Consider the following 15,628-nt stretch of genomic DNA (forward strand, 5'->3'; position numbering starts at 1 on the left):
GCGCGCTCAGGCTCCCGGCGCGGGATGACGGCGCCGCCGCTGCAACAGCGCGGCGAGGAGGGGCGCAGGCCGGTAGACGAGCTTCAGGTACAGCAGCACGCTCAAGCCGATGACGGCGCCGGCCAGCCACAATACCGCGGGCGAGCTGCCGCGCCACAGCAGTGCGGCGCTGGCGACCGTCGGCACGCCCAGCAGGATCGCGGCCGCCGTGCGCAGCAAGGCCGAGCGGCGCAGGCGCTGGCCCGCCATGCCGATCATGATGAAACCGCTCGAGGCCAGCACCACGCAGGCGAGCGCCGCGCCGGCCCGGCCCGTATCCGGGGGCATGCCGCCGACGCGGATCAGTATGGCGGGTGCGATGAGCACCAGCACGCCGGCCACCAGGCTGGCGAGTCGAAGAAAGATCATGGCACATCCTTGCAGGGTGAAGAGACGACAAACGTCGGTTCATGGATAGCCATACGAAAAACATGCTGCCTGTCCGGCAGTGGAACCAAGATGGCACACAAGAAAAAATACTTGTCGTAATTGTTTCTTCGTGCGCGACGCCTTGTCACATCCCGGTCGCCGATCGCACGGTATTTCCGCGCGCATGCGCGGCGATCCGCGCCGCGTCGCGCATCGCAGACAGCGCTCGGACGGGTGGGCGAGGCGGATGAAGTGGGGCGCGTGATCGCCAGCCTGCCGGGTCCGGAACTGGCCTGGGTCAATGCCGAGTCGATCGAGGTCGGCGGCGGCTACCAAGTCTGAGTGGAAGGAAGCGCGATGCGATCCGGATGGCAGCATCCGGAACTGGGCGGATGACATTTGTCAGCCAGGATTGATGGCAAGCGATTCTGTCGGGCCGGCGGCGGCACCGACATACTGGTTTCACACCAACTCGTGAGGAAACCATGCCCATCCCCGTCCTGAAAACCTTATTCGTCGCCACCTGCGTCGCCCTGTCCGGCACGACCCTGGCCGCCGCCACCCTGGTCCAGGACGTGCGCGTCTTCGACGGCAAGGCCGTGCACGAACGCCGTTCGGTGCTGTTCGACGGCGGCGTCATCGTCGACGCCGACTTCCGCGGCGCGCCGCCCGCGGGCAGCCGCATCGTCGGCGGCGCCGGCCGCACCCTGCTGCCGGGCCTGATCGACGCCCATACCCACGCGTTCAGGCAGCTCGACCTGCCGCTGCTGTTCGGCGTCACCACGCAGGTCGACATGTTCACCGCCGTGCCGCTGATGCAGGAGGTGAAGGGCAGCATGGCGGCCGGCCGCAATGCGGGGCGGGCCGACATGTTCTCGGCCGGGACGCTGGCCACTGCCCCGAACGGCCACGGCACCCAGTACGGCCTGCCCATCCCGACCCTGAGCCGGCCGGAGCAGGCGCGCGACTTCGTCGACGCGCGCATCGCCGAAGGCTCCGACTTCATCAAGATCGTGCTCGAAGCCGGCGGGCAGGGCACGAGCAGGATGAATTCGATCGACCTGGCGACCGCCAGGGCGCTGATCGAGGCCGCCCACCTGCGCGGCAAGCTGGCCGTGGTCCACGTCAGCAACGAACAGGATGCGCGTGCCGCGCTGGAGGCCGGCGCCGACGGCCTGGTGCACCTGTTCCTGGGCGCCGCGCCCGATCGGCAGGCCGTCGACGGTCTGGCCCGGCTGGCCAGGACCAGGGGCGCCTTCGTGATCCCGACCTTCGCGGTCCTGGAAAGCATGGCCGGCGTGCGCGGCGACGACCTGCTCGCCGACGCCCGGCTGGCGGCGCTGGTCGACCGCGAAGGCGCCGCCACGCTCAAGGCGCGCTACGGCGCGCAGGCGCGGCCGCAGGCGCTGGCGGCGCCGAAAGCCGTCACCGCCGCATTGCGCAAGGCCGGCGTGCCGATCCTGGCCGGGACCGATGCGGGCAACGCCGGCACCCTGTACGGCATCAGCATGCACCGCGAACTGGCGGCGCTGGTCGAGGCCGGCCTGAGTCCGGCCGAGGCGCTGGCCGCCGCCACCAGCGTCCCGGCCGCGGCCTTCAGGCTGGGCCGGCGCGGCTGCATCGCCAGGGGCTGCAAGGCCGACCTGCTGCTGGTCGAGGGCAATCCCGCGGCCGACGTCAGGGCCACGCGCCACATCGTCGAGGTGTGGAAGGATGGCCAGAGCGCCAATCCCCTGCGCGATGCGCGACGCCAGCGGGTGGCGCAGGAAAGCGGCGGCGCCACCCGCCAGGCGCTGCCGCCGGATGGCCGCATCAGCGACTTCAGCGCCAGCCGCCTGGGCAGCCCGTTCGGCAGCGGCTGGCTGCCGTCGACCGACCAGTTCGCGGGCGGCAAGTCGACCGTCAAGCTCGACGTGCTGGCGCCGCTGCCCGACGGGCAAGTGCCGCTGGCGGTGCGCGCCACGGTCGCGCCGGGCCTGCCGTTCGCCTGGTCCAGCGTGGCCTTCATGCCCGGCGCCCAGCCGATGCAGCCGGCCGACCTGAGCGCGGCGAAGATCCTGCGCTTCAAGGTGCGCGGCGACGGCAAGACCTACCAGGTGATGATGATGGGCGCCGGCAGCCAGCGGCCGAGCATGGTGCCCTTCGTGGCCAAGGGGGAATGGGAAGAAGTGAGCGTGCCCTTGTCGGCCTTTGCCGGCATCGATCCGGCCGCCGTCGCCATGCTAGCATTCAGTGCCGGACCGCAACCGGGCGACTACCGCTTCGAACTCGCCGACGTGCGCCTGCTGGAGCAAGAATGATGACCGAGCCAACCATGATGACGACGCTCCGAAACGCGCTGGCGCGCCCCTGGATCCCGCCCGCCTACGGCAGGCTGCAATACCTGTGGCTGCTGTCGCTCGGCTACCTGTTCTGGAAGTTCGCCTATGTGGCGCCCGGCGCGCTGGAGGCGGCCCTGCTGGCGCTGACGCTGCCGGTCTTCGTCGCGCTGTACTGCTTCAGCTTCTGGGCCCGCGGCTGGCAGGTCCACGCCTGCGTGGCGGCCGGCTGCCTGCTCGGCGCAGCGTGGGCGCACTGGAATTCGGGCGCCGCCTGCTTCTTCATCTTTGCCTGCGCCATGTGCGCCCGCATCCCGCGGCCCGGCCACGCCGTCGGCGGCATGCTGGCGGTGCTCGCCGGCGGGACGGCGGCGTCGTTCCTGGTCGAGGGCCGGATGCAACTGGTGTTCCTGTTGCCGCTGCTGCTGGTCGGCCTGCCGGTGGGCCTGTCGACCCTGATGGACCAGCGCCTGCGCGACTCGCGCGCCCGCCTGATGCGCAAGCAGGAAGAAGTCGAGCACATGGCGCGCATCGCCGAGCGCGAACGCATCTCGCGCGACCTGCACGACCTGCTCGGCCATTCGCTGTCGCTGATCGCCCTCAAGGCCGAACTCGCGCGCAAGCTGGCCGGCCGCGACGACGCCGCCTGCGCGCGCGAAATCGCCGACATCGAAGCCAGCGCGCGCACCGCCCTGGCCGAGGTGCGCACGGCCGTCACCGGCTACCGGGAGAGCGGCCTGGCCCAGGCCCTGGCCAGCGCCCGCGCCAGCCTGCAGGCTGCCGACGTGGCGCTCGACGAACGGGTCGAGCGCATCGACCTGGCCCCGGCCGCCGAGCACGTGCTGGCGCTGGCGGTGCGCGAAGCGGTGACGAACATCGTGCGCCACGCCCGGGCGTCGCGCTGCACGCTGTCGCTGAGCCGCGAAGCCGGCCACGCCGTGCTGCGCGTGCACGACGACGGCCGCCTGCGCGATACCGATGAGTTAAGGCATGGCAACGGGCTGGCCGGCATGCAGGAGCGGGTGGCGGCGCTCGGCGGGCGCTTGAAACTGGCGGCCGGCGACGGCCTGGCGCTCGAGCTGCAGGTGCCGGCATGATCCGCGTCCTGATCGCCGAAGACCAGAAGCTGGTGCTGGGGGCCCTGAGCGCGCTGCTGCGGCTGGAGCCGGACATCGAGGTGGTGGCCGGCGCGCTCGATGGCCGCGAGGCGCTGGCCCTGTGCGAGCGCCTCGTTCCCGACATCGTGCTGACCGATATCGAGATGCCGCACATGACCGGCATCGAACTGGCGCAGGCGCTGTCGTCGAGAAAGCTGGCGTGCCGCGTGGTGGTGGTGACGACCTTCGCCCGCAGCGGCTACCTGCGGCGCGCGATGGAGGCGGGCGTGCGCGGCTACCTGCTCAAGGATGCGCCAGTCGAGGCGCTGGCCGACGCCATCCGCGTCGTGCATGGCGGCGGGCGCGCGATCGCGCCCGAGCTGGCTTTGGAAAGCTGGAACGGCGGCGGCGACCCGCTGACCGAGCGCGAACGGCAAGTGCTGCGCCTGGCGGGAGAAGGGCGCTCGAGCGTCGAGATCGCGCGCCAGGTCCACCTGTCGGAGGGGACGGTGCGCAACTATCTGTCGGAGGCGATCAGCAAGCTGGGCGCCGGGAATCGCGTGGAAGCGTACCGGATGGCGCGCGATGCGGGTTGGCTATGACGGCTGGCTATGATGGCTGCGTGAAGCGGCGTTCGCGCTGGCCGTTGCGCCGTAGCGGGACCCATTGCATAGGCTTGGGTGCACGCCGGGAAGGCGTCCTGGGCACGATCGGCTGCTGCGGCACATGGGTCAGCGGATAGATGAAGCTGAGGTACAGCAAGATCGTCAGCATCAAGAGGAAGGTGCACAGCCAGACCATCAGCATATTGCTGGCATGCCAGATCACGATGCCGCTGGCGCCGAAGGGCATCATCAGGAGCAGGGCGGCGAACGAGCGCAGCATGGCGTCGCGGTTCATGCGGTGGCCGGCCATCGCGACCAGGAAGAAGCCGCCCGAGCCGAGCGCCACGCCGACCAGCACGATATACGGCTCGATCCAGTCCGGGATGCCGTGCGCGGTCGAGGCCAGCAAGGCGGCCGGCAACAGGATGCCGAACACGCCGCCAGCCAGGCTGAGCAGGCGAATCACGCGCATGGCCCGTCCGCGGAAGACGGGTCGTGCGGCACGTGCTACGGAAGTTGGTTTCATGGCGCCTCGAAGGTGGGCAGGAAGTAACGTCCGGCAACACGTCGCGGTTGACGCGAGGTTGACACGATCTTGACGTCAGCATAGCCGACATTGCCTGGCGCGTGAACCAGGCGTGCGCTAGTGCCCGACGCTCTTCGAAAACAGGTTGATCACCAGCACCCCGGCGATGATCAGGGCCAGGCCGGCGATCGCCGCCAGGTCCAGGCTTTGCCGGAAATACAACCAGCTGACCAGGGAGATGAGCACGATGCCGACACCGGACCAGATCGCATAGGCGATGCCGGTAGGCAGCACGCGCAGGCTGAAGGTGAGCAGGTAGAACGACAGGGCGTAGCAGCCGACCGTGATCAGGCTCGGCAGCGGGCGGGTAAAACTGTCGGAGGCCTTGAGGGCGGTGGTGCCGATCACTTCGGCGACGATGGCAAAGCCAAGAAAGATATAGGCTTGATTCAGGGTCATCAGGAAGAAAAACGGCCCGTCGCCGGGCCGCGTTGAGGTTTATTGTTCGCGCTGCCAGGTCTGGGTGCGGCCGAACATCGGCGCGCCGACATAGCCGCGCACTTCGAGCTTGCTGCCGTTGTCGGCCAGGCTGGCCTTGCTCTTGTAGGTCTTGCCGTTGGACGGATCGAGGATCTGGCCGCCGGTGTATTCGTTGCCTTCTTTCTTGAGGCCGGAGAGGATCGTCATGCCGATGATCGGCTGGTCCTTGCGCGCGTCGCTGCACTTGACGCACTTGGGATTCTGGTCCTGGTCCGCCGGGCGGAACAGTTTCTCGATCTTGCCGGTCAGGACGCCGCCTTCTTCGGTGATGCGCACCAGCGCCTTCGGCTTGCCGGTTTCGTCATCGATGGTTTTCCAGGTGCCGACCGGCGAGGCGCTCTGCGCGAGGGCGGCGGTGGGCAGGGCGAGCATGGCGGCGGCGATCAGGCCGACGTGCATCAGGTGGCGCATGGTAGGTCTCCAGTATTGTTGTTGGTACGGCAGAGTGTAGCAAAGTCGCCTGGAGACAGGACGGCCTGAAATCAGAGGATTCCCTCCAAAACTACGGCGCGTTGCGCACGTCTTCCGGCGTGACCTGGTGGCGCCGCTCGGCCGGGCGGGTCAGCACCCGCATCGTCACTTCCAGCGGCACGCCGAGCTCGGCGAGCTGGCGCGCGGCGCTGGTGCGCTGGTCGATGGACGCCTCGTGAATCACGGCGTCGATGCGCAGGGAGGTCTTGTAGTCGCTTCGTCGGTCCATGGGCAGATCGTATCATGTATTTATTAGATGCCATTTCTCATGAAACGGTGCTCGATTGCGAGGCCAATCTATTTTTTTTCGATGCAAATTTCCCTCTAATTAATGTATCTTGTGGCATCTTTACCAAAGGTAAATCTTCAACCTCTCCCACGCGACAAGGACTTTGCATGAACGATCTGGTAACCGCCATCAATGGCATCATCTGGAGCCCCGCGCTGATCGCGCTGTGCCTGGGCGTGGGGCTGTATTTTTCGCTCCGGTCACGATTCCTGCAGGTGCGCCATGTGCGGGAGATGACCCGCCTGATGCTTGAAGGAAAAAGCTCGGAGCAGGGCGTGTCCTCCTTCCAGGCACTGACGATGACGCTCGCCGGCCGGGTCGGCACCGGCAACATCGCCGGCGTGGCCACCGCCATCACCTTCGGCGGTCCTGGCGCGGTGTTCTGGATGTGGGTGGTAGCCTTCCTGGGCGCCAGCTCGGCCTTCGTCGAGTCGACGCTGGGCCAGGTCTACAAGGAGCAGATCGGCAAGCAGTACCGCGGCGGTCCCGCCTTCTATATCGAAAAGGGCCTGGGCATCAAATGGTATGCCTGGACCTTCGCGATCGCGACGGTGTTCGCCACCGGCCTGCTGCTGCCCGGCGTGCAGGCCAACTCGATCGCCGAGGGGCTGAAGACGGCCGTCGGCATCGATCCGAACGTCACCGCCGCCGTCCTGGCCATTGCGCTGGCCTTCATCATTTTCGGCGGCGTCAAGCGCATCGCGACCTTCGCCGAGCTGGTGGTGCCTTTCATGGCGCTGGGCTATATCGTGGTTGCCTGCGTCATCGTGTTCCTGCACATTGAACAGTTGCCGGCGGTAATCTCGCTGATCGTCAGCTCCGCCTTCGGCCTTGACGCCGGCTTTGGCGCCATCATCGGCATGGCCATCATGTGGGGCGTCAAGCGCGGCGTGTACTCGAACGAGGCAGGCCAGGGCACCGGCCCGCACGCCTCATCCGCCGCCGAAGTCAGCCATCCGGCCAAGCAGGGCCTGGTGCAGGGCTTCTCGGTCTACATCGACACCCTGTTCGTGTGCTCGGCCACCGCCTTCATGCTCCTGATTACCGGCCAGTACAACGTCGAGGCGCCGGACGGCACCCAGATGTTCGTCGGCGTGCAGGGCGTGGCGGCCGGCCCCGGCTACGTGCAGACCGCGCTCGAGAACGTGATGCCGGGCTTCGGCGCGCTGTTCGTGGCGATCGCGCTACTGTTCTTCGCCTTCACCACGATCGTCGCCTATTACTATATCGCCGAGACCAATATCGCCTACATGGACCGCCATGCGCGCCATCCGTGGCTGAATTTCGCGCTCAAGATCGCGATCGTGGCCGCTACCGTCTACGGCGCTGTCAAGACCGCCGATGTCGCCTGGGCGCTGGGCGACATGGGCGTAGGCCTGATGGCCTGGTTGAACATCGTGGCGATCGTCCTGCTGCGCAACGTCGCTTTCAAGTGCCTGCGCGACTACGAAGCGCAGAAGAAAGCCGGCAAGGATCCGGTCTTCGATCCGGTCGCGCTCGGCATCAAGAACGCCGACTATTGGGTGCAGCGTAACGCCGCGTCGCCCACGCAGCAAGATAGCGTGCGCCTCGACACGCCGGTAAAGTAAGACGCTATTCGCGCAGCGCCTGCGCCGGCCGCAGGCGCATCGCCGCCAGCGCGTGGCGCACGGTGGCCGCCAGTGCCACCGCGCAGGCCAGCAGCAGTCCCAGCGCCAGCGTCCAGCCGCCGATCGGCGCCCGGGTGGCGAAACCTGTCAGGTAGTGCTCGATCGCGATCCAGGCCAGCGGCAGGCCGAGGGCGGCCCCGCCCGCGACCAGCAGGCCGATGTCGCGCGCCACCAGCCGGCTGATCGCGCCGCGGCTGGCGCCGTACAGCTTGCGCAGCACGATCTCCTTTTCCCGCCGTTGCACGGTGTAGGCGGCCAGCACATAGATGCCGAAGGCCGCGATGGCGCTGGCGATGGCGCTCGACGCGGCCAGCAATTGCGACAGGCGCAGGTCGTCGGCGTAGAACAGGTCCGTGGCCACCTTCTGCATGCGCATGACGCCCAGGGTCTCGTTCGGGAAGTGGCGCGGCCACAGCGCCTCGATGGCGCGTGCGGTCGCATCGGGGTTGGCGCGGGTGCGCACCGTGAACATGCCGACCCGGTCGTTCAGGACATAGGCGGCCGGCGGCTGCTCGTCGCGCGCCGAGCGGTGGCGGATGTCGGGGGCGACGCCGACGATGCGCACCGCGTCCCGGCCTGCTCCGGGCCTTAGAAGCGTCTTGCCGATCGCGTCGTGCGGGCTGGCGAAGCCCAGCCGGCGCGCGGCGCTGGCATTGATCACGACCCGGTCGGGCTGCTTCGGCTGGTCGAGCGCCGCATCGAACAGGCGTCCCGCCAGCGGCTTGACGCCGAACACGTCGAAGAATTCCGGGCTGACCGCATAGTTTTGCAGGTCGATCACCGCGCCGCCCTCGCGCCGCAGGCTGGTGATGTTGTGCCCGACGCTGAACGGCATATGCGACAGGGCCACGCCGGCCACGTCGGGCAGGCGCGCGATTTCGTCGCGCAGGGCCCGGATGCGCGCGTCGCGCGCATCGTTAATGGCCGGGAACATCAAGAGCGGCGCCATGTCGAAACCGGGATCGAGCGCGCTGGCATGCCGCGTCTGCCAGCTCACCGCCAGCGTCGTGGCCGTCAAACCCATGGCGGTCGCCAGCTGCACGACGGTCAGCGCGCGCCGCAGCCACAGGCCGCGCGCGGTCTCGCTGGCGCCGCGTCCGGCCAGCGCGGCGCCGGGGCGCACGCGCAGCGCCGACCAGGTCGGGTACGCGCCCGCGGCCAGGCCGAGCAGCAGCCCGAGGGCCAGCGTGGCGGCCAGCGCGACAGGGCTGAACATGGCATCGAACTCGCGCTGCACCAGGTCGGAAAACGCCGGCAGCAGCAGCCAGGCCAGCAACAGCCCGAGCAGGGTGGCGAGCAGGCAGATCAACACCGACTCGGCCAGGAACTGGCGCGCCACCGCCGGCGCCGATGCGCCCAGCACCTTGCGCATCGCGATCTCGCGCTGGCGCGCGAGCGTGCGCACGGTGGCCAGGTTGACGTAATTGGTCGCCGCCAGCAGCAGGATCAGGCCGGCCACCACGGCCAGGCCCAGCATGCCCTGGCGGTTGCCGTGCTCGATCATCGCGCCATCCACGTCGGGCGCCAGGTAGGCATCCGCGAGCGGGTCCAGCCGGTAGTCGATCAGGTCGCGCCCGCCCAGGGCCGCCACCTGTTCGGCGAAATTGCGCCGCACCAGGGACGACTCGCGCAGCTGGCGCCGGATGTTGTCGAGCACGCGCTCCGGGTCGGCGCCGTCCAGCAGTTTCACATAGACGGCGCCGCCGCTGAAGCCCCATGAAGTCTCCAGTTCGCGGCGCACTTCGGCGGGAAGGAAGGGCCCGTCGAAGCCGGCCAGCGCCTCGTACGGCGTCGTCGTGGCCGCGGGCTGGTCTTCCAGCACCGCCGCCACGGTATAGGTGGCGCCGTCTCCCTGCAGCGTGGCGCCGATCGCGTCGATGCGGCCGAACAGCTTGAGCGCCGTGGCGCGGCTCAGCGCCAGCGCCCCGGGCCTGGCGAGCGCGGCCTGCAGGTCGCCGGCTAGCACCCTTGGCGAGAAGATCTGCTGGAAGGCCGGATCGACCAGGGTCAGCCTGAAAGCCTTGACCTGGTTGCCGACCCGCGCATCCAGGGGGCGCGACACGAAGGCCGTGGCGAGCACCGGCTGGCCGCTGGCCAGCGCGGCGTCGCGCGCGGGCAGGCTCGCCATGGGATCCCATTTGGTCCCGAGCAGCTCCAGGTTCCAGCGTTGCAGCAGCCGGAATACCTGTTCATGCTGCGGCACGTGGCGGTCGTACGAGAACGCGTGGCGCACCAGGCCAAGCAGCAGGAAGCAGGCGGCGATGCCGGTCGCCAGCCCGAGGATCACGACCGCCGAATACGAGCGGTCCTTGGCCAGCAGTCGCCAGCCGATACGAAAGTCGCGCAGCAGCATATCGGTCTCCTCACGCCGCCTGCAGCGCGTCGACCACGATGCGCCCGTCGAGCAGGCGCACCGTGCGCGAGGCCTGGGCCGCGTGCGCGGGCGAGTGGGTGACCATCACCACCGTCGTGCCCTCGGCATTGATGGTGCGCAGCAGGCGCATCACCTCGTCGCCGTGGGCGGTGTCGAGATTGCCGGTCGGTTCGTCGGCCAGCAGGACGGCCGGCCCGGCCACCAGCGCGCGCGCGATCGCCACCCGCTGCTGCTGGCCGCCCGAGAGCTGCGACGGCCGGTGCTTGCTGCGGTGGGCCACGCCCAGGCGTTCCAGCATGGCCTGCACGCGGCGCCGGCGCTCGGCGCCCGGCACGCCGGTGTATTCGAGCGCCAGTTCGACGTTCTCGAACACGCTCAATTCCTCGATCAGGTTGAAGCTCTGGAAGATGAAGCCGACCATGCCGCGCCGCAGCCCGTTCAGGCGCGCCTCGCTCCAGCCGCTGACGTCATGGCCGTCGAACAGGAAGGCGCCCGAGGTCGGCACGTCGAGCAGGCCGAGCACCCCGAGCAGGGTCGACTTGCCGCAGCCGGAAGGGCCGGTGATGGCGACGTATTCGCCGGCGCCGATCTCGAGGTCGATGCGGTCGAGGGCCGTGGTCCGGACTTCGCCCGCCACGTGGATCTTGCTGACGCCTGAAAGTTTGAGCATAAGGAGTTTCCTGTTGAGATATCGATGATAAACCTGGTTCAATCGGTGAGCCGCAGCAGCCTGGCCTCGCCGAAGCCCGCATAGCCGGACACGATGACCCGGTCGCCCGCGGCCAGGCCGTGCAGCACCTCGACCTGGGTGTTGTTGCGCCGTCCCAGCTTCACCGCGCGCCGCTCGGCGTGGCCGCCGCCGGCGGCCAGCGCGAAGACCCAGGCGCCGCCGCCGTCGTTGGCGAAGGCGCCGTTCGGCAGCAGCAGAGCCCGGGCCGACTGGCCGAGCGTGAGTTGCACGTCCATGCCTTGCCCGGGGCTGATCACCTCCGGCTGGCGCCAGGTAAACACCAGTTCGACGCTGAAGCGGCCTTCCTTGATCTGGGGGTAGACGGTGCTGACCCGCAGCGCATGGGTCTTGCCGTCCTGGATGACGCGCCCTTCGCGGCCGGGCGTGACCCGGTTCAGGTAGAACTCGTCGACCTGGGCGCTGAGCCTGAAGCGGTTCGGATCGTCGATGCGGCCGATGGCCTGGTCCTGGCGCACGGCCTGGCCGACCAGCAGCCGGAAGTCGGTCAGCACGCCGTCGCTCGGCGCGCGCACCGCCAGCGCATCGACCGTGGCCGCCACCAGGTCGAGGCCCGAGGCCAGGCCGCGGATCGCCTGGTCCATCTGCGCCAGCGCGCGCCCGCGCACGTCCTGTTCGCGCGCCATGCCGCGTCCTTCCTCGTCCAGCGCGCGGCGCGCCCGCGCCAGCCTGTCGCCCGATTCCTCCAGCGCCACCGCCGAGATGAAGCCGGCGCGCGCCAGCCGCAGGTTGCGGGCATGCTGCTTGTCGGCCTGGTCGAGCGCGAAGGCGAGGTCGTTCAGGCGCCGCTGGTGGTCGGTGCGCACCGCTTCCTGCGCCACCTGCAGGTTGGCCAGGTTCGAGATCTGCTGCGCGTGTTCCGCCTGGCGCGCCAGCAGTTCCAGGTTGCGCTGCGGGTTCGACAGGCGAAACAGCAGCTCGCCTTTCTTCACCATCTGCCCGTCGCGGGCGAACACTTCCTCGACGCGGCCCGATTCGACCGCGTCGAGCATGACCGAATTGAGCGGCTCGGCCAGCGCACGCACGACGATCTCGTCGCGGAAGGTGCCGGCTTCGACCGTGGCGATGCGCAGGTCGCGCGTCTCGACCGCGAGGCCGCGCGGCAGCCACTGCCACAGCAGCAGGGCGCCGGCGGCGAGAACGGCGAACGACAGCGCGAGGCGCATGGCGCGGCGGCCGCGCCGTGGCGGCAACTGCATGTCCATGGCGGCGCCGGTGACGGCGGGTGGGGGTATCTGGTCCATGCCGGCATCGTTTGCAAGCGCCGTGCCAGGCGCTTTTGCGGGCCGCTGGAGATTTTTTCGCGCCCACCTGTCCGGTTCCGGACAGGTGGGGTGTGCGCTTGCGGACAGGTGCGCGGGGACGGCCGCACGGCGCCATTGCGCGCTGCTAGAATGCCTGCTGACCTGTTTTCCCGCACCTCCATGAGCCAATCCGCCGCGCGCATCCTGATCCTCGACGACGACCCCGACGTCGCCTGCGCCGCGCAGATGCTGCTGCGGCGGCGCCACGGCGCGGTGGCGACGCTCGGCGATCCGGCGCGGCTCGCGTCCGTGCTGGAGGCCGGCGTGCCGGACGTGGTCCTGCTCGACCTGAACTTCACGCCGGGCCGCATCGACGGCGCCGAGGGCCTGGCGGTGCTTGACCGCCTGCGCGCCATGGCCGCCGCGCCGGCCGTGATCGTCCTGACCGCCTATGCCGACGTGCCGCTGGCGGTGGAAGCGCTCAAGCGCGGCGCCGGCGACTTCATCACCAAGCCCTGGGACAATGCGCGCCTGCTGGCGGCGGTCGACGCCGCGCTGGCGCGCCGCGGCGCCAGGGGCGCCGGCGTCGACGCCGCCCTGATGGGCGATTCGCCGGCCATGCAGGGCGTCAAGGCGATGATCGCCAGCGTGGCGCCGACCATGGCCAACGTGATGGTGCTGGGCGAGAACGGCGTCGGCAAGGAACTGGTGGCGCGCGCCATCCACGCGGCGTCCAGCCGCGCGCACGGCGCCTTCCTGGCGGTCGACATGGGCGCCTTGCCGGAGGCGACCTTCGAGAGCGAGATGTTCGGCCACCGGCGCGGCGCCTTCACCGACGCCAGGTCCGACCGCGCGGGCCGTTTCCAGGCCGCCCACGGCGGCACGCTGTTTCTCGACGAGGTCGGCAACATGCCGCTGGGCGCCCAGGCCAAGCTGCTGACGGCGCTGGAGCGGCGCCAGGTGACGCCGGTCGGCGCCGACCGCGCCGAGCCGGTCGACGTGCGCATCGTCAGCGCCACCAATCTCGACGAGGCGAGCCTGTTCGATGCGGCGGTGTTCCGCACCGACCTGCTGTTCCGGTTGAACACGATCGTGATCCGCGTGCCGCCGCTGCGCGAACGGCGGGGCGATATCCCGGCGCTGCTGCACCACTACCTGTCGCTGTACGAAAGCCAGTATGGCCGGCCGGTGCGCGAGCTGGCGCCGGGCGCGCTCGAGCGCTTGTGCGCCTGGGACTGGCCGGGCAATGTGCGGGCGCTGCGCCACGCCTGCGAACGCGCGGTCATCCTCGGCAACCGTCCCGACTACCATGTCGACGATTTCGGCCTGGCGTCGCCGCCGCCGCCGGTAGCGGCGTGCGCGCCGGCAGGGGAAGAATTCAAGCTCGGCGCGCTGGAGCGCGAGACCATCGCGGCCGCCATGGAGCAGGCCAGGGGCAACATCAGCCTGGCAGCGCGCCTGCTGGGCCTGAGCCGCGCCGCGCTGTACCGCAAGCTGGGCAAGCATGGGATCTAGGGCCGGCATCTGGATTGCCCTGGCCGGCATGCTGGCGCTGGCGTTCGGCGCGGGCGTGCTGCGCGATTCGCCGCGCCTGCAGGTGACGTGCGCGCTGGCGGCCTTGCCGCTGCTGGCGTTGCTGTGGTGGTGCGTGGAGCATCTGGCCCGGGCGCGCCCGGCGCCGCCCGTCGTGCCGGAGGCCGGCATCGATCAGCGCGCGCTGCTCGACAGCGCGCTGGCCTTCGAGGCGCGGCTCGAGCATGCGCCGATCGCCTTGTTCTCCATCGACGCCGCCGACAGCGTGGCCCCGCTCAACGCCAGCGCGCGCAAGCTGGTCGCGCCGGGTCGCGCGCTCGACGCCGGCGCGCTGTATCGCCAGCTGGCCACGCAGGCGGGACAGCGGCGGCTGGTCGAATTCGAGTCCGAGCGCGGCGTCGAGCGGGCGCTGGCGGCGGTCTCGATGCTGACCCTGCACGGCGCGCCGCAGCGCCTCGCCGCGCTGATGCCGGTCGAGAGCGAGCTGGAGGCCGAAGCCCTCAAGTCGTGGCGCCAGCTGGTGCACGTGCTGACCCACGAGATCATGAATTCGCTGACGCCGATCGCTTCGCTGTCGCGCACCGCGCGCGACCTGCTGGACGACGCATTGGACGGATCCGCGGCCGGCCTGCCGCCGGACGTCGGCGCCGACCTGAAGACGGCGCTGGATGCGATCAACCGCCGCGCCGACAGCCTGGTCGATTTCGTCGCCAGCTACCGCAGCCTGTCGAACCTGCCGGCAGCGCGGCCCGAGCGGGTGGCGCTGGCCGCTTTGTTCGATCGGGTCGATGCGCTGGTGGGACCAGGCTGGCGCGCGCGCGGCGGGGACGTGACGTTCGCGGTCCAACCGGCCTCGCTGGAGTTGATGGTGGATCCGGGCCAGCTGGAGCAGGCGCTGATCAACCTGCTCAAGAACGCCTTCGAAGCCACCCGGGCCGGCGGGCAGGCCCGGGTCGAGGCGCGCCTGGTGCGCGGCAGCCGCCTGCGCATCGAGGTCGTGGACGATGGCGCGGGCATTCCCGAGGCCTCGGTCCCCCACATCTTCACGCCGTTCTATACGACGAAGAAGCAGGGCGGGGGGATCGGGCTGGCGATGGTGCGCCACCTGGTCCATGCCAACGGCGGCACGGTGCGCTATGCGAAATCGGTGGGCCAGGGCGCCCGCTTCGTGATCGGTTTCTAGCCGGCCGCGAAATACGACAGGAACATCGACACCGCGGCGTCGATGACGCGCTCCTGTTCTTGCGGCGCGAGCGGCGCGGCGCCCATCGCGATCTGCGGCCAGAAGGCGAAAGTCTTGATCTGGCCCTGCAGCAGCGTGGCGGCGAACGACGGGTCGCCCGCCTTGAGCTTGCCGTCGGCCTGGGCCGCGCGGATCCAGGCCGTGACGCCTTCTTCGCGCTCGCCCAGGCGCGCCAGGATGGGCAGCGTGCGCTCGGGCGCGTGGATCGCCTCGCCGATCGCCACCCGCGCCAGCGCGATGAATTCCGGATCGGCCAGGGTGCGCATCTTCAGCGCCATCAATTCGACCAGCTGCGCGCGCAGGCTGCGCTCGGGACGGTAGCCCAGTTCGAGCTCGCCGGCGCTGCTTTCGAACATCTGCATCACCGTTTCGGCGAACAGCTCTTCCTTGCTGGCGAAGTGGTTGTAGACGGTGCGCTTCGAGACTTCCGCAAGCGCCGCGATGGCATCCATGCTCGCGGCTTCGTAACCGTGGACGCGAAACTGCTCGGCAGCGGCAGCCAGGATGGCGCTGCGTTTTCGGTCGGTCAGGCGGGTCGGCGTGTGCATACGCGAATTCTACACTCAGTAGTTTACTTTCTCAA

The 15,628-nt window shown here is 69.6% G+C and carries 15 protein-coding genes; 6 read left to right on the forward strand and 9 right to left on the reverse strand.

What is annotated here, in order from left to right; genetic code table 11:
* Positions 1 to 6: 6 nt before the first annotated feature.
* Positions 7 to 408 (reverse strand): hypothetical protein, encoded by a 402-nt coding sequence (locus ABIB42_RS07365; protein ID WP_429248154.1) that lies wholly within the window; start codon positions 406 to 408, stop codon positions 7 to 9.
* 485 nt (positions 409 to 893) lie between these two features.
* On the opposite strand from ABIB42_RS07365, the gene ABIB42_RS07370 reads away from it, so the two are divergent.
* Genes ABIB42_RS07370 through ABIB42_RS07380 form a run of 3 tightly spaced genes read left to right on the forward strand, consistent with a single transcriptional unit; the run spans position 894 to position 4,425 of the window.
* The gene (locus ABIB42_RS07370; RefSeq protein WP_429248155.1) at positions 894 to 2,708 is read left to right on the forward strand and encodes a CIA30 family protein; all 1,815 of its coding nucleotides are present in this window, start codon (positions 894 to 896) and stop codon (positions 2,706 to 2,708) included.
* Positions 2,705 to 3,823: a sensor histidine kinase gene (locus ABIB42_RS07375; RefSeq protein WP_312487299.1), complete on the forward strand. Its 1,119-nt coding sequence runs from the start codon at positions 2,705 to 2,707 to the stop codon at positions 3,821 to 3,823. The genes ABIB42_RS07370 and ABIB42_RS07375 overlap by 4 nt, the downstream gene beginning before the upstream one ends.
* On the forward strand, positions 3,820 to 4,425 hold the full coding sequence (locus ABIB42_RS07380) for a response regulator transcription factor (protein ID WP_071360424.1): 606 nt from the start codon (positions 3,820 to 3,822) through the stop codon (positions 4,423 to 4,425). Before ABIB42_RS07375 ends, ABIB42_RS07380 begins: the two co-directional genes overlap by 4 nt.
* Positions 4,426 to 4,432: 7 nt before the next feature.
* Here ABIB42_RS07380 and ABIB42_RS07385 read toward each other — a convergent pair whose 3' ends face one another.
* The 4 genes from ABIB42_RS07385 to ABIB42_RS07400 form a co-directional block, all read right to left on the reverse strand.
* On the reverse strand, positions 4,433 to 4,900 hold the full coding sequence (locus tag ABIB42_RS07385) for a hypothetical protein (protein WP_071360423.1): 468 nt from the start codon (positions 4,898 to 4,900) through the stop codon (positions 4,433 to 4,435).
* Positions 4,901 to 5,071: 171 nt separating this feature from the next.
* The gene (locus ABIB42_RS07390) at positions 5,072 to 5,413 is read right to left on the reverse strand and encodes an SMR family transporter (protein WP_005667942.1); all 342 of its coding nucleotides are present in this window, start codon (positions 5,411 to 5,413) and stop codon (positions 5,072 to 5,074) included.
* Between the two features lie 39 nt (positions 5,414 to 5,452).
* Complete coding sequence (locus ABIB42_RS07395; protein WP_273034173.1) at positions 5,453 to 5,905, reverse strand: DUF2147 domain-containing protein; 453 nt, start codon at positions 5,903 to 5,905, stop codon at positions 5,453 to 5,455.
* A 91-nt stretch (positions 5,906 to 5,996) separates the two neighbouring features.
* Positions 5,997 to 6,194, reverse strand: a complete 198-nt coding sequence (locus ABIB42_RS07400) for a hypothetical protein (protein WP_005667945.1) — start codon at positions 6,192 to 6,194, stop codon at positions 5,997 to 5,999.
* Positions 6,195 to 6,361: 167 nt separating this feature from the next.
* Here ABIB42_RS07400 and ABIB42_RS07405 point away from each other — a divergent pair, with 167 nt between their 5' ends.
* Complete coding sequence (locus tag ABIB42_RS07405) at positions 6,362 to 7,843, forward strand: alanine/glycine:cation symporter family protein (protein WP_005667946.1); 1,482 nt, start codon at positions 6,362 to 6,364, stop codon at positions 7,841 to 7,843.
* 4 nt (positions 7,844 to 7,847) lie between these two features.
* Here the strand turns inward: ABIB42_RS07405 and ABIB42_RS07410 are convergent, their stop codons facing one another.
* Genes ABIB42_RS07410 through ABIB42_RS07420 form a run of 3 tightly spaced genes read right to left on the reverse strand, consistent with a single transcriptional unit; the run spans position 7,848 to position 12,269 of the window.
* Positions 7,848 to 10,256 (reverse strand): ABC transporter permease, encoded by a 2,409-nt coding sequence (locus ABIB42_RS07410; RefSeq protein WP_429248156.1) that lies wholly within the window; start codon positions 10,254 to 10,256, stop codon positions 7,848 to 7,850.
* A 10-nt stretch (positions 10,257 to 10,266) separates the two neighbouring features.
* Positions 10,267 to 10,947 carry an ABC transporter ATP-binding protein gene (locus ABIB42_RS07415; RefSeq protein ID WP_005667949.1) on the reverse strand — a complete coding sequence of 227 codons (681 nt, stop codon included), beginning with the start codon at positions 10,945 to 10,947 and terminating at the stop codon, positions 10,267 to 10,269.
* 38 nt (positions 10,948 to 10,985) lie between these two features.
* A complete protein-coding gene (locus ABIB42_RS07420) occupies positions 10,986 to 12,269 on the reverse strand; it encodes an efflux RND transporter periplasmic adaptor subunit (RefSeq protein ID WP_429248157.1) in 1,284 nt (427 codons plus the stop codon).
* Positions 12,270 to 12,449: 180 nt separating this feature from the next.
* On the opposite strand from ABIB42_RS07420, the gene ABIB42_RS07425 reads away from it, so the two are divergent.
* Together ABIB42_RS07425 and ABIB42_RS07430 are read left to right on the forward strand one after the other, a co-directional pair.
* The gene (locus tag ABIB42_RS07425; RefSeq protein WP_005667951.1) at positions 12,450 to 13,784 is read left to right on the forward strand and encodes a sigma-54-dependent transcriptional regulator; all 1,335 of its coding nucleotides are present in this window, start codon (positions 12,450 to 12,452) and stop codon (positions 13,782 to 13,784) included.
* A complete protein-coding gene (locus ABIB42_RS07430) occupies positions 13,774 to 14,985 on the forward strand; it encodes a sensor histidine kinase (RefSeq protein ID WP_273163577.1) in 1,212 nt (403 codons plus the stop codon). Before ABIB42_RS07425 ends, ABIB42_RS07430 begins: the two co-directional genes overlap by 11 nt.
* On the opposite strand, the gene ABIB42_RS07435 is transcribed toward ABIB42_RS07430, so the two are convergent.
* Positions 14,982 to 15,593 (reverse strand): TetR/AcrR family transcriptional regulator, encoded by a 612-nt coding sequence (locus ABIB42_RS07435; protein WP_005667954.1) that lies wholly within the window; start codon positions 15,591 to 15,593, stop codon positions 14,982 to 14,984. The genes ABIB42_RS07430 and ABIB42_RS07435 overlap by 4 nt on opposite strands.
* Positions 15,594 to 15,628 lie beyond the last annotated feature (35 nt).

The sequence above is a fragment of the Massilia sp. UYP32 genome (assembly GCF_050434365.1).
GTDB lineage: Bacteria > Pseudomonadota > Gammaproteobacteria > Burkholderiales > Burkholderiaceae_D > Telluria > Telluria timonae.

Coding starts and splice junctions, on each gene's coding strand:
- ABIB42_RS07415 (WP_005667949.1), bottom strand. CDS start 10,947: ATGCTCAAACTTTCAGGCGTCAGCAAGATCCACGTGGCGGGCGAAGTC.
- ABIB42_RS07380 (WP_071360424.1), top strand. CDS start 3,820: ATGATCCGCGTCCTGATCGCCGAAGACCAGAAGCTGGTGCTGGGGGCC.
- ABIB42_RS07385 (WP_071360423.1), bottom strand. CDS start 4,900: ATGCGCGTGATTCGCCTGCTCAGCCTGGCTGGCGGCGTGTTCGGCATC.
- ABIB42_RS07420 (WP_429248157.1), bottom strand. CDS start 12,269: ATGGACCAGATACCCCCACCCGCCGTCACCGGCGCCGCCATGGACATG.
- ABIB42_RS07430 (WP_273163577.1), top strand. CDS start 13,774: ATGGGATCTAGGGCCGGCATCTGGATTGCCCTGGCCGGCATGCTGGCG.
- ABIB42_RS07425 (WP_005667951.1), top strand. CDS start 12,450: ATGAGCCAATCCGCCGCGCGCATCCTGATCCTCGACGACGACCCCGAC.
- ABIB42_RS07395 (WP_273034173.1), bottom strand. CDS start 5,905: ATGCGCCACCTGATGCACGTCGGCCTGATCGCCGCCGCCATGCTCGCC.
- ABIB42_RS07435 (WP_005667954.1), bottom strand. CDS start 15,593: ATGCACACGCCGACCCGCCTGACCGACCGAAAACGCAGCGCCATCCTG.
- ABIB42_RS07370 (WP_429248155.1), top strand. CDS start 894: ATGCCCATCCCCGTCCTGAAAACCTTATTCGTCGCCACCTGCGTCGCC.
- ABIB42_RS07405 (WP_005667946.1), top strand. CDS start 6,362: ATGAACGATCTGGTAACCGCCATCAATGGCATCATCTGGAGCCCCGCG.
- ABIB42_RS07400 (WP_005667945.1), bottom strand. CDS start 6,194: ATGGACCGACGAAGCGACTACAAGACCTCCCTGCGCATCGACGCCGTG.
- ABIB42_RS07410 (WP_429248156.1), bottom strand. CDS start 10,256: ATGCTGCTGCGCGACTTTCGTATCGGCTGGCGACTGCTGGCCAAGGAC.
- ABIB42_RS07375 (WP_312487299.1), top strand. CDS start 2,705: ATGATGACCGAGCCAACCATGATGACGACGCTCCGAAACGCGCTGGCG.
- ABIB42_RS07390 (WP_005667942.1), bottom strand. CDS start 5,413: ATGACCCTGAATCAAGCCTATATCTTTCTTGGCTTTGCCATCGTCGCC.
- ABIB42_RS07365 (WP_429248154.1), bottom strand. CDS start 408: ATGATCTTTCTTCGACTCGCCAGCCTGGTGGCCGGCGTGCTGGTGCTC.